The organism is Arthrobacter sp. MYb229, from assembly GCF_002975405.1.
In the GTDB taxonomy this organism is placed as follows: domain Bacteria; phylum Actinomycetota; class Actinomycetes; order Actinomycetales; family Micrococcaceae; genus Glutamicibacter.
The window spans coordinates 102,900-115,708 of record NZ_PCPS01000003.1 but is presented as its reverse complement, the minus strand read 5'-3'; the positions used below and the strand labels follow the sequence as shown (position 1 = coordinate 115,708).

At 59.9% G+C, this 12,809-nt stretch carries 11 protein-coding genes; 6 read left to right on the top strand and 5 right to left on the bottom strand.

The window, feature by feature from the left end; genetic code table 11:
- Positions 1-54 precede the first annotated feature (54 nt).
- The 6 genes from CQ019_RS11195 to CQ019_RS11170 all read left to right on the top strand — a co-directional run bounded on the left by CQ019_RS11195 (position 55) and on the right by CQ019_RS11170 (position 8,533).
- Complete coding sequence (locus CQ019_RS11195; RefSeq protein ID WP_105569714.1) at positions 55-1,188, top strand: hypothetical protein; 1,134 nt, start codon at positions 55-57, stop codon at positions 1,186-1,188.
- A gap of 50 nt (positions 1,189-1,238) precedes the next feature.
- Complete coding sequence (locus tag CQ019_RS11190; RefSeq protein WP_105569713.1) at positions 1,239-1,670, top strand: thioesterase family protein; 432 nt, start codon at positions 1,239-1,241, stop codon at positions 1,668-1,670.
- Between the two features lie 111 nt (positions 1,671-1,781).
- Positions 1,782-3,224 carry a DUF3375 domain-containing protein gene (locus CQ019_RS11185; protein WP_105569712.1) on the top strand — a complete coding sequence of 481 codons (1,443 nt, stop codon included), beginning with the start codon at positions 1,782-1,784 and terminating at the stop codon, positions 3,222-3,224.
- 2 nt (positions 3,225-3,226) lie between these two features.
- Positions 3,227-3,850 (top strand): DUF4194 domain-containing protein, encoded by a 624-nt coding sequence (locus CQ019_RS11180; protein WP_105569711.1) that lies wholly within the window; start codon positions 3,227-3,229, stop codon positions 3,848-3,850.
- Entirely contained in the window at positions 3,850-7,335 is a 3,486-nt protein-coding gene (locus CQ019_RS11175) for an ATP-binding protein (protein WP_105569710.1), read from the top strand. The genes CQ019_RS11180 and CQ019_RS11175 overlap by 1 nt, the downstream gene beginning before the upstream one ends.
- Positions 7,325-8,533 (top strand): Wadjet anti-phage system protein JetD domain-containing protein, encoded by a 1,209-nt coding sequence (locus CQ019_RS11170; protein WP_105569709.1) that lies wholly within the window; start codon positions 7,325-7,327, stop codon positions 8,531-8,533. Before CQ019_RS11175 ends, CQ019_RS11170 begins: the two co-directional genes overlap by 11 nt.
- A gap of 90 nt (positions 8,534-8,623) precedes the next feature.
- Here the strand turns inward: CQ019_RS11170 and pcaC are convergent, their stop codons facing one another.
- The 5 genes from pcaC to pcaH all read right to left on the bottom strand — a co-directional run bounded on the left by pcaC (position 8,624) and on the right by pcaH (position 12,781).
- Positions 8,624-9,022, bottom strand: a complete 399-nt coding sequence (gene pcaC / locus CQ019_RS11165; protein WP_105569708.1) for a 4-carboxymuconolactone decarboxylase — start codon at positions 9,020-9,022, stop codon at positions 8,624-8,626.
- A gap of 17 nt (positions 9,023-9,039) precedes the next feature.
- Positions 9,040-9,837 (bottom strand): alpha/beta fold hydrolase, encoded by a 798-nt coding sequence (locus CQ019_RS11160; RefSeq protein ID WP_105569707.1) that lies wholly within the window; start codon positions 9,835-9,837, stop codon positions 9,040-9,042.
- The gene (locus CQ019_RS11155) at positions 9,819-11,249 is read right to left on the bottom strand and encodes a lyase family protein (protein WP_258133987.1); all 1,431 of its coding nucleotides are present in this window, start codon (positions 11,247-11,249) and stop codon (positions 9,819-9,821) included. Before CQ019_RS11155 ends, CQ019_RS11160 begins: the two co-directional genes overlap by 19 nt.
- A gap of 104 nt (positions 11,250-11,353) precedes the next feature.
- Complete coding sequence (pcaG, locus tag CQ019_RS11150; RefSeq protein ID WP_105569705.1) at positions 11,354-11,947, bottom strand: protocatechuate 3,4-dioxygenase subunit alpha; 594 nt, start codon at positions 11,945-11,947, stop codon at positions 11,354-11,356.
- Complete coding sequence (pcaH, locus tag CQ019_RS11145; protein ID WP_105569704.1) at positions 11,948-12,781, bottom strand: protocatechuate 3,4-dioxygenase subunit beta; 834 nt, start codon at positions 12,779-12,781, stop codon at positions 11,948-11,950.
- Between the last annotated feature and the right edge of the window lie 28 nt (positions 12,782-12,809).

Below are 12,809 nucleotides of genomic sequence, written 5' to 3'. Positions count from 1 at the left end.
TCGGTGTCTTGGGCTTATTTAACGTCCCTATGCGTCGAATGCTAGGAGTCAGAAGTGGATTTAGCGCATATATTGCCGGCCGGGCGGCGCGGGCGGCGCCTGCTGTGGGAATTTGCGCTGGCCAGCGAAGAGCAGCTGCTGCCCGCATTTGATGAGCATCCGCTGCACTCGGGAATGTTCCATGCCGCTTATCAGGTGGAAGCATGCCGCGGTGATTCCGTGGTCATGTTCGGGCCGGGAGCCGAGGTGGGACGCGGGATCAAAGTCGGTGCGGAAGAGCTTGGCGAACTCTTGAATGGCACCGAGCTTGTTGCGGTGACCGACATGCTCCTGAAGGCGGCGCTGGAGCGCTCCGTCGATGCTGCCAGATACTGGCAGGAGCCGGATGGCGAAGACACGCTGTTGGCCTCGCCGGTGCTCGCGGAGCCGCTGCAACGAATTGCTGGACACATTGCGGACTCCGGCAAGGCGCAATGGTGGTGTGCGCCCGTTGATCTGCGCTCACAGTTTCACGTGGAATTTGATCAACTCGATCCCAGCGCTTCGGTGACACTCGCCGAACGCAGCGTGGCCGACGAGCTCGAACGCTGGAAGGAACGGCTGATCCTGACCGAGGAGCGTTTCGCCGCCGAAAAGCCGACACCGGTCAGCGCAAACCTCAGTGGCGAATGGTGGTCCAAGCCCAGCATGAACCTTGTGGCCACCAGCGCAATCTTCGCCGACAAACAGCCGCTGGGCTTGAGCTGCGTCGAAGACGGTTTCGGCTGGGAGCAAGCGGTAACCCGAGCGGCGAGCGTGCCGCCCTCGGCGCGGATCCTGGAGATCTCTTCTGCCGCAGATTGGGTTCGGTTGAGCCGCAAATATGGCATCGAGGTTACCGCCGGCAAACGCAATGACTGGTATCGAACCACCGGCCGCGACGGCTCCTGGGTGATGCCCGACTGGTCGCTGGTCGCGCAGCATTATGACGGCGTCCATCTGAGCGTGGCCGGATATCTAGCCCTTGCCGGCGAATGCCTTGAAGTAGATGAAAATTTCGCCAGCACGATCGCCGGATGGGACCCGGATAAGACCTTTTGGCTCACCGATGAGATCAGATTCTATTCGGAACCCATGAATTGGAGCTGCCTGGATGCAAACAGCGAGGCGCGCCGTTGGGTTTGCACGACGGGACAAGAGAGTTCATGAGCAGGTCACGGGCGCAGCTGATCGGCCGGAAATCTGGTGCAATGGAAGCTATGACTGAAGCGAAATCCGAAAACCTGGCTGCTGCTACCGAGATCCTGCTGCAATTGCGCTGGTCGGATCAGGACGCATTGGGGCATGTGAACAATGCCCGCATCATCACGCTGATGGAAGAGGCACGCATCCGCTGGACACGCGAAGACGGCAAAACCGGCCGCTTCGAATTCGGCACGGTAGTCGCCTCGATCCAGGTCGACTACCTGCGCCCGCTCTATTACCAGCCGGAAATGCTGATCCGCATGGGGATTACCCGCATCGGGACCAAATCCTTCAGCGTGCGCGGGATCGGCTACCAGGATGGGCATCCGGTCTTCGACTCGACAACGGTGATGGTCCCCTTGGCCGCGGATGGCAAGTCCTCAAGGGCCCTGAGCGAATTCGAACGAAGCTGGCTTGAACGTTCAGTGATAGAAGCGCGCGCCTGAGTCATCGATAATTGCATAGACCGGCCTATTTGTCTCACGTGCTTTCTATGATGGGTAGAACGGCACCATCAATTCAGGCCGTTGGACAGCTGGAAGAAGTGAGTCGAAAACGTGGATTACTACGCCGTCCAAGGATTGCGCGAGAACCATCCCGGGTGGGCGCTGCTGCGCGCTGACCATGCGCCGCTGGTTGTCGCGTTCTTCGCCGCGGCTTTCATTGAACCGAATCGCCGCAACATTCCACGGCGGGAACTAATCGATGCTCTTGACGACGTGCTGTTTACGGTTCGTGAGGGACTGGGAGAAGGAAGTTTCCCACGCGCCGCAACGGAGTACCTTGATAACTGGGCCGCTCCGGAGAAAGCTTGGCTTCGAAAGTTCTATATTGCCGGTCAGGACGACCCGATCTTCGACCTGACGCCTACCACCGAGGACGCGGTGCGTTGGGTTCAGGCGCTGCAAGGCAGAGAATTCGTCGCCACGCAATCGAGGCTGACCGGGATATTTTCCCTGCTCAAGACCCTCGTTCGCGGTTCAGAAACCGACCCTGAGGTCCGTCTGGCACAACTACGCGCCGAGCGTCTGGCGATCGATGTGAAGATCGAAGCGGTCGCTGCCGGTGATATGCCGGTAATGTCTGCTCCGGAAGCCCTAGACCACTACCAGCAATTGCGTGCTCAAGCCCAGGATCTGCTCTCTGACTTCCGCGAAGTCGAACAAAACTTCCGTGACCTAGACCGCCAAGTGCGTGAACGAATTTCCACCTGGGAAGGCACCCAAGGCGAGTTGCTGGATGCGATCTTCACGAATCAAGAAGATATCTCCGGATCGTTGCAGGGACGAACCTTCCAGGGTTTTTGGGATTACCTGATGTCGCCAGCGCAACGTTCTGAATTGAACGAGCTACTGGAACAGGCAACACAAATCCCTGCACTGCAGCGGATCGAAGGATTGGGCGAGATCCTGCATCTTCAACGCGACTGGTTGCCTGCCGTAGAACAGACCCAAGGCACGGTGCGTCGGCTGTCTCAGCAGATGCGCCGGCTGCTAGATGACAAGGTGTTTTTGGAGAACAAACGCATCATGCAGCTGATCCGAAGCATCGAGTCGAATGCGTTGGTACTGCGCAACGAACCACCTAGCGGAACCATCGCCGAAATCCCTACCCAACAAATTGAGGTAGTCCTGCCCTTTGAGCGGCCCCTGTATAAGCCAGGGACTCAAGTAATAATCAATGACGAGGTAGAACTTTCCGAAGATAGCGAAGTCGATTCGAGCGCGCTTTTCGAGCAGTTTTATGTGGATCGCAGCGAACTTCAATCGAATATCGATGAGGCCTTGTCGCAGGACTCGCAAGCGAGTTTGGAAGAGATACTTCAGTTGCATCCCTTAGAAAAAGGATTGGCGGAGATCGTCACTTATTTCCAGATCGCGGCAGAGTCCAAATGGGCGAATATTGATGCGTCGCGGACCCAGACGCTGAGCTGGACGACAAATTCCGGTGCGCTGCGTGAAGCCACTGTGGAGCACATTACATTTGTGAGGGCTGACTAGAGATGACCGAAGCATTGCCATTCGATACCGACGCAGCAGTAACAGCAACCGCGGCCGCTCTGCCCACCGATTCGCTCTCCCTGGTGGTCACTCATCTGCTTAAAGGCGTGATCTACCGCGAATCAGATGAAAAGTTGTGGCAAGAGCTAGGGGAGAACATCAGCTCGGCGCGGGATTACGTGGCGGTGCTTGGCCTAGAGCTATTCCATGATGATATCGAAGGCTACGCATTCTTGCGTTCGAAAGCCGCAGAAGACTCCAAGCTGCCACGATTGGTAGCTCGCAGGCAATTGACCTTTCACGTCTCCTTGCTGCTCGCGCTGCTGCGGGTGAGGCTGGCCGAATTCGACCAGCAGACCGCCGAAACTCGTCTGGTTATGACGCGCGAACAGATCGCTGAGCTGGTCTCGGTATTTATGCCCGAAACCAGCAATGAGGTCAGGATGTTCGATCAACTGAACGCCAGCATCAAGAAGGTGGCCGAGATGGGCTTCCTGCGTAAGCTTCGCGGCAGCAATGACAGCTTTGAGGTTGCGCGGATCATAAAGGCATTCGTCGATGCTCAATGGCTCGGGGAACTCGATGCACGCCTAGCTGATTACCGCACCGCCTTGGAGGAGAAATAATGGCATCGAAAAACACCTCGGATTTGCAAGACTCGCTCTTCATCTCCCCACCCGATGTTGCCGCGGTGAAACCAGAGCCAACCAAGTCGACCGAGCCCTTGCCCAAGGCGAACGGCCCACGCGTTGAACAGACCGAGACCTTGGAATTCGAAGGACATGACCCCGGTTTTCGATTGCGCCGGCTGGAGATCCTGAATTGGGGAACCTTCGATGGGGCGGTGCGTCGCTTTATTCTGGACGGTGAAAACAGTTTGCTGACCGGAGACATCGGCTCGGGCAAATCAACCGTCGTAGACGCGATCACGACTCTGCTGTTACCGGCCCATCGGATTGATTTTAATAAGGCCGCCGGGGCCCAGAAAAAAGAACGCAGTCTCATGTCCTACGTGCGTGACTTCCATAAGTCAGAACGCGGTGGAGGAGACGCTTCAAAACCTGTAGCTTTGCGTAAACCTGGCAGCTACACCGTGGTACTGGGCATCTTCGGCAACGCCGAGATGGACAAGACTGTTAGCCTGGCGCTCACCTTATGGGCCACGCAAGAAGCCGGGCAACCTAACCGTTTCTATTCCCTTTCCGAGTCGGAGCAGTCAATCACCGGGAACTTCGCCGACTTCGATGGTGACCCGCTGAAACTCAAACGACGGTTGCGCGGCGACGGCGTGACGGTCTTTGACACCTTCGACAGTTATGAATCGGCGTTTAAGCGACAGTTCGGCATTTCTGGTTCCCAAGCCATGGAACTGTTCCACCGCACGGTGTCAATGAAGCAGGTTGAGAACATCACCAGCTTCGTGCGCACAAATATGCTCGACGACGATGACGTGGCTGGTCGGTTGAAGAACCTGATCCTGCATTTTGATGATCTGAAGAAGGCCCACGATGCGGTGCGCCGGGCCAATGATCAGATCGACATGCTTGTTCCGATTCGGGAACATGCTCAACGGCACCGGCAATTATCCGCAAAAGAATCCACGTACCGCTCGGTGCGCGAGGAACTGACCCCGTGGTTCATGTCCAGACAGCTAGAACTAAGCCTGGAACACCAAGCGGAGCTGGAACGCACCGCGACCAGGCTTCGTCGGGATTCTGCTGCCAAGAAAGCCGGGGTTTTCAAAGCGCAGGAACAACTAGCTGTGATTCGCGAGGACATCAGAGTCCACGGCGGTGGCCGGCTGGCAACCATCGACAGCGAAATCCACGCGGCTACCGTTCGTCAAGAGTCCCAAAAGGCCAAAGCCGAATCCTATGCAAGCTCGGCTGCCCTGCTGGCGCTGCAGCCCGTCCGAGACCAGGTGGATTTCGATGCGAACGTGGCCGATTTGCCTGAAGTTACCGTGCGATTGGAGCGGGAGGCTGCGGTACTCAATGACGGCCACGGAAGGCTGCTGGCGTTAATTGCGGAAGCCAAAGCCGAAGAACAGTCGCTGTACGAGGAACTCGCGTCCCTGCAGGCGCGAACGAACCTGCTTCCGCGCGAACAGCTTGAAATCCGCCGGCGACTTTGTGAGGCGACTGGGCTGGAGGAGACGAATCTGCCGTATATCGGTGAACTCTTGCGTGTGCGTCCCGGCGAACAGCTCTGGGAAGGCGCCGCCGAGTTGGCGCTGCGCGGGTTTGCACTGTCATTGCTGGTGCCCCAGCAGCATTATGCTGCGGTATCCGTTTGGGTAGACCGCAACAACCTTCGCGGGCGATTGGTCTACCGCAAGGTCGATTCGCAACCGATGCAAGCTGTGGAGCAACGTGCCGGAACGTTGGCGTCCAAGATTGAAATCAAGGTAGGGACGCAGTTCCGCCCATACCTGGCGGCACAGCTGAACACACGTTTCGACCACCACTGCTGTGAATCCCTGGATGAATTTCGTCGCCATGCCAAAGCCGTCACACCCAACGGCCAGTTAAAAACCGGTGGAGGGAGACACGAAAAAGATGACCGCCCTGCGCGCCGGGATCGACGGAACTTCGTGCTCGGCTGGGATAACCACGAGAAAACCACCACGATCCGGCGGCTCGTGGATGAGGCGGTAGCCAAACGGCAGGGAGTCGAACAGCGGATTGCTGTGGTGTTGCGGGAGCTTGGAAAACTTGGAGCGGCGCAGCGCGCGGTTGGCACGGTGGAGGCGGTTAAAACTTTCGCCGAAATCGGCTGGCAGCTCACCGCCAGGGAAATCGACAGATTGGTGGCGGAGCACAGGCAGCTGTCTTCGGCCAATGACCAACTCGCATTGCTGGCCGAGAAAGAGTCCGAACTGGTGCTTGAGCTGAAAAAGCTGCAGGATCAGGCCGAACAGTTTGGCATTCGAATTGGTAAGAACGAGCAAGGTCGCGAGGATATCGCTGGGACCATCAGCTCATGCGCGAAATCCTTGGAACTGCGTCCGGTAACCACCGGTGAACAGGTACTGGCCGAGCTCGGGCGGCTTACGGGTGAGGCGTTGGGCGAGGCGGAACTGAGCTACAAGAACGTCCCGGGAATCGAAAGCTCGGTGAATAAACAGCTCACCGGACGCATTGACAACCTGAACAAGCAGGTCATTAGGGCCGGGGAAAGAACCCTGAACTTGATGGGTGCTTTTCGGGCCAAGTACAAGGAAGAGTGCACCGAATTCGACGAGGCGCTGGAGGCTGCGGACGAGTTCATCGCGCTGCTTGAACGACTGCAGAAAGATGACTTGCCACGTTTCGCGAGCAAGTTCAAGGAAGCGCTGAACCAGAATACGATCAACGAGATTGTCGCGTTCAACGCCTTCCTCGATGCTCGGAAGACAGACATTACCGGCCGTATCGATCAGATTAATGAATCGTTGGCGCAGATCGAGTACGACCCGGCCCGGCACATTCAGCTCGAGCATCACCAGAGTTCGGACCAGGAGATTCGCGAATTCGTTGTCGACTTGCGGGCTTGCTCCGAAGGAGCATTGGGGGAAAGCGAGCAATACTCTGAGCTGAAATTCGCCCAGGTTTCCAAGCTGGTGGAGCGTTTCCGTGGACGTGACGGGCTTACCAGCCTAGATCAGCGCTGGACCGAGAAGGTCACCGATGTTCGCAACTGGTTTACCTTCAGTGCCTCCGAAAGGTGGAGCGAGACCAACGAAGAATTTGAGCATTTCACTGATTCGGGTGGAAAGTCAGGAGGTCAGAAAGAGAAACTGGCCTACACCATCCTTGCAGCGGCGCTGGCTTTCCAATTCGGACTGGGCGGACGAAAGAGCGGGGGAACCGAAACCAAACGGAACTTCCGATTTGTCGTAATCGACGAGGCCTTCGGTAGAGGCTCGGACGCTTCGGCGCACTATGGCCTTCAGCTGTTCAAACGGCTGAAGTTGCAGTTGCTGATCGTCACCCCGTTGCAGAAGATTCACGTGATCGAGCCGTTCGTGGCGCATGTCGGATTCGTGGACAATCCTTCGGGACAGGCTTCGCAGCTGCGGAACATGACTATCGCAGAGTACCGGGCCGAGAAGGAACGCCGTGGCAACTAAGGAATCCGGGTGGACCACAGTTTCTAGCTTGCGGGCGGCGTCACTGAAAACCTGGGAGCGCGGACAGCTGCTGTGCGAGCTGCTGGAGCCAACGGGAGTTTATCCGCGCCGCAGGCCTTTGAAATCGCCAAATGCCGGGGAGTTGAGGCAGCGATTTGGCGAGGCGAAGAATTGGGTGAGCGAACTTCACCGGGCAGCTTCCCACTACCGCATCGAGTCCAAGAGCATCGGACACCAAAGCATTGGTGCCAACGATGTACCTCAGGCGGCTTGGTTCGATACCGTGCACCAGGAGATCGCATTCCTGGGTAAGGGGCGGGAAGCTGCGGCATTCACGCATTTAGCCTCGGCACTGTTGGGGAATGAACCGCAACTACGGCCCTGGGTGCTTGCGCGTCCCTTCCGGCTCGCGGCGTTGGGCTCCGAGTCACTAGCCGTGGCAAAGGTGGCCCGATGGCTGGTGGAGAACCGCGAACCGGGAATCTACCTGCGACAACTTGCACTTGCCGGAGTGCACACAAAGTTTATAGAAAAGCATCTGCGCGAGATCGACGAGATGGAGGCGGTGCTCAGCGGCACGGTAACTCCCCGCAGTTCCACAATAAAGTCTTTCAAATTGCGTCACGGGTTCAAGCTGGAACCGGACACCCTGCGTATTCGGGGGTTGGCCGAAACATTGGGCGCACCGGGCGGCGCCGAAGACCTTGAAATGACGGTCCAAGCCTTTGCCTCGATGTCACTTGCGGTGCGTACGGTTCTCGTGACCGAAAACCGGACCAATTTCCTGGCCATGCCGCTGATGCCGGAGAGTCTGGTCGTTTTCGGCGCAGGCTACGGGCTGGATGGACTGGCCGCAGCCGACTGGGTGAATGCCTGTGAGCTTGTGTATTGGGGAGACTTGGACACCCACGGTTTCGCAATTCTGAATCAATTGCGCTCGCACCACGGCCACGTTCGCAGTGTGATGATGGACCGGGAAACGCTGGAAGCGCACCGCGAATTCTGGGGCACCGAAGGCAAACCGTCCAAGGCGCGGCTGGATCATCTCACTGCGGCAGAGGCCTCGCTCCTGGCAAGCCTCCGCTCGGATGCCGACAGCACGCAGTTGAGGTTGGAGCAGGAACAGATTAATTGGGGATATGCGGTGGAGAAAATTGCCAGCGCCTGCGGCTGGGACCTGCCCTGCGTGATCGAATAGCAGCCGCGGCTACCGCACCCTTGCGGGAACGTTGCAAATGAGGCTTGGCACCAACGGAATGAACGTTGATGCCAAGCCGTTCACTATCGACTACTCGTTCGCGTATTCGTCCAGCACCTTCTTGCCGATTTTGAACGCGACGTTCGCTGCAGGCACCGAGCAGTAGATTGCGCACTGCAGGAAGACTTCCTTGATTTCTTCGGCGGTCATGCCGTTGCGCAGGGCGGCATGCACATGCATTTCCAGCTCTTCCCAGTAGCCGCCGGCGATCATGGCGGTCAGGGTGATGGCGCTGCGCGTGGTGCGCGGCAGTCCGTCACGCGTCCAGATGGTGCCCCAGGCGTAGCGGGTGATCATTTCCTGGAATTCGTCGGTGAACTCGTTCGAGTTATTGGTGGAGCGATCTACGTGTTCGCTTCCGAGTACCTCGCGGCGCACCACCATGCCCGCATCATAGGAATCTCCGGGCTGACGCTGGGAATCTGACATGTCTCTGGCAACCTTTCTTAGTTGGCGGTGAAGAAATCAACCAGCAGGGCCGCGGTTTCTTCAGGCGCTTCGGCCGGTGCCAGATGCGCGGCGGAATCAATGACCGCTGCGGTTCCCTGCGGAGCGTTTTCGGCAATGAATTCTGCATCCGCCGGCGGGCAGACCTGGTCCTGGGCGCCGTTGATGGCGAGGATCGGGTCGGTCGTTGCCGCAAGGCGTTCGCGCACGTCGAATCCTGCCAGCGCGCCACAGACATGGGCGTAGGCGAAACGATCTGCGTCCTGCAGATTGTGCAGGAGGTCGGTGGAGATGACCGGTTGTTTTTCGATGAACCCCGGGGCGAACCAGCGCTGCGCGGAACCGGCAATCATGGTGGGGGTGCCTGCCTTCGCAACGAGCTCTGCTCGTTCGGTCCAGCCCTCAGGGGTTCCGATCTTAGCCGCGGCGCAGATGGAAGAGAGCCCGTCGAAGGTACCCGGGTAGTCAACCGCCAGTTGCAAGGCCGTTGCTCCGCCAACCGAAACGCCGGCGTAGTACAGCTTGCTGTCTTCGGAGATGACCGAATCGGCGCGCAGCGCATCGATCATGGTGATCACCCCGGTGGCCAGCTCGCCCAGGGAGAACTCTTCGGTGGATGGCTTGCTCGCGCCGTGGCCGGGAAGGTCCCAGGCAACGATCTGGAAGTGATCCATCAGTGCGGGAACCGCAGGTCCCCACAGGTGCAGGGAGGAAGTACCCAGCGAGGGACCAACAACCAGCGTTGGCAGGTTCTTGTCGGTGTGCAGCAGAGACGGGGTTAAGTGTGGGACTGCCATAATTCCTTTCGTGCCGAGTAATCGGCGAGAACGGTTGTAGTGAAACGATCCGCGGCACCGAGGTAGCCCGCCGGATCCAGTAATTCGGAAAGTTCTTCATCGGTTAGATCGTGTGAGGAGATCTCTAATCTCAACAGCTCACGCAGGCTGATCTGATCGGTCAGCGATCGCAGGACCAAGGCCTGAATGGCTGGTTTGCCGCCGCTGACAAGCGGGGCGAGGACCATGGCGAGGCGTTCGGAGAGAATCGCATCGCCGCCCAGCTTCAGGTTGCGCTCCATCGCGGGTGCGTTGACCGTGAGCCCGGTGGCGAGCGCGGCGGCATGGTGAGCCGCACCGGAGGCCAGCCGCAACAGTTCGCGCAGGGCGCTCCATTCGGAGTGCCAGCCGCCATCGGGGCGTTCATCCACCGCGCTGCCGGCGGCGGCAAACAGGGTGGCGGCGAGCCCCGGGGCGCTGATCGCGGCATTGCGCAGCAAGACCGAACGCACCGGATTCTGCTTTTGCGGCATCGCCGAGGAACCGCCCTTGCCAGCTTCGCGCGGTTCGGACAGCTCACCGATTTCCGGGCGGGATGCGGTGAGCACATCCGCGCCAAAACTTCCCAGTGCCGCGATGCAGGCGGCCAAGGCCGAGCCTGCCTGCACGATGGGCAGGCGGTTGGTATGCCATGGTGTCCCCGCATCGGCAAGTCCCAGGACCTCGGCCAGCTTGGTGCTCAGCTCTGCGGAGCCGGTGTTCAGCTCCGGGCGGTCACCGAGGAACTGCTCCAGCGAGGCGAGGGTGCCCACGGCGCCACCCCATTGAAGGGATAGCTGGCTTTCGGTGTGGGACAGCTGCTGCTCAGCGCTGAGCACTGCGGACAACCAGCTGGCCGCCTTCCAGCCGAAGGTGGTTGGCAGCGCGTGCTGCGTCAGCGAGCGTGCAATGCACAGCGTCCCGCGGTGCTCTTCGGCCAGCGCGGCCAGGCCGCGCGCGGTACTGCGCAGGTCGGCGAGGGTGGAGCGCAGGGTGCGCGAGAGGACGAGCATCAGCGCGGAATCGATAATGTCCTGGCTGGTGGCTCCCCGGTGCAGCGCGGTGCCAGCGCTCTTCGGCGCGTTGTCCTCGGTGAGCCGTTCGCGCATCATGCCCAGCAGCGGGATGAGCGCATTGGCGCCATCCGGGGTCTTCGCGGCAAGCAGCTTCAGGTCATAGCGGGCCACCCGGGCGGCATTGGCTACGGCGTGCGCGTCTTCGGGGGTGCACAGGCCTGCATCTGCCTGAACCCTGGCCCAGCCGGCCTCCACATCGAGCATCGCCTGGACAAAGGCCACGTCGCTGGCGGTGGCTGCCGCCGGAGTTCCGGCCCATGCGGGGGAGAGCACCCCGTAATCCACGGTGTCCATAGGGTCCCTCAATTCATTATCCATGTGGTTCAAATGTTAGTGCCCGGCAACGGGCAAATCCCCGTCGGCGCACCTGCACCGAATTTCTACGGTTGCAGGTGCGCTCCAACGGGGCCGTGCGGCGGGGCTTAACTCCCGCGTGGGTAGGAGAGGAACACCGTTTCCAGATCTCCTTGCAGGCGAATATCAAAGCGTAACGAACCATCTTCTTCGCGGGTTGCGATCAGCGTTCGGCGCTGTTCGTCATCCAGCGCGGCGAGCAACGGATCGCTGGCCAGCGCCGCGGTGTCCTCGGGCAGGTAAATGCGGGTGAACAACCGGTTCAGCAGGCCGCGGGCGAAAACGGTGAGCATGATGAACGGCGCCTTGCCCGCCTCGGTGGCACCCGGGTTCAGCGTGGTGAAGGTGTAGTGCCCGACATTGTCCACCGCCGTGCGGCCCCACCCGGTGAAGGTGTAGCCGTCACGGACCAGCGAGCCGTCCTTGGAGACCACGATTCCGTGCTCATCTGCCTGCCAGATTTCCAGCAGTGCGTCCGGGATGGCCTCGCCCTTGCCGTCGGTGATGACCCCGTGCAAGCGGACGGAGTTCGGGTTGGCCTGGTTGACCAGCTCGTTGTCCTTGTCGAAGGGCATCGCGTAGCCGTAGAACGGGCCGATGGTCTGTCCCGGGGTGGGGGCCAGCTTCAGCGCAGGGGCCTGGGTGTTTGCTGCCTGAGGCATTTAGTTCTCTCCCTCTTCGTCTTCCATCCAGGTCCGGTTGGACCCGGTGAGCACGATGTCCCAGTTGTAGCCGGTGGCCCATTCATGGCTGGTGATCGAGTGGTCGTAGCTGGCGACCAAGCGGTCGCGGGCATCCTGGTCCGTGATGGCCTGGTAGATCGGGTCCAGGCTGAACAGCGGATCGCCCGGGAAGTACATCTGGGTGATCATGCGCTGCGTGAAATCGGTGCCGAAGAGCGAGAAGTGGATATGCGCCGGACGCCAGGCGTTGTGATGGTTCTTCCATGGGTAGGGTGCCGGCTTGATGGTGGTGAAGGAGTACTCGCCGTTGGGGCCGGTGATGGCGCGGCCCACGCCGGTGAAGTTCGGGTCGATCGGGGCCGGGTGCTGGTCGCGCTTGTGGATGTAGCGTCCGGCGGCGTTGGCTTGCCAGATTTCCACGAGCTGCCCGGCGACCGGGCGGCCGTCGCCGTCGAGCACGCGCCCGGCGACCACGATGCGCTCGCCGATCGGCTCGCCGTTGTGCTGGATGGTCAGATCCGATTCCAGGGCGTGCACGTCGCGCTCGCCGAAGGCCGGGGAGTGCAGCTCGATGGTTTCGGGATCCACGTGGTGCAGGTTCTTCGTGGGGTGGCGCAGCAGCGAGGAGCGGTAGGGCGCGAAGTCGATGCGCGGCTGCGTCTCGGCCTTCTTGCCCTCGACCACCGACTGGCGGTAGGCGGCGTGGATGTCGGTGATTTCCTGGCTGATGGATTCTTGCGAGAGCGTCGTGGCTGCGGGGTCCAGCACGTGCGAATCGTTGAACGTCTCGTTAGCTGTGGTTTCGGTGCTCACTGCGTGCTCCTTTCGAAGGGGGCGTACG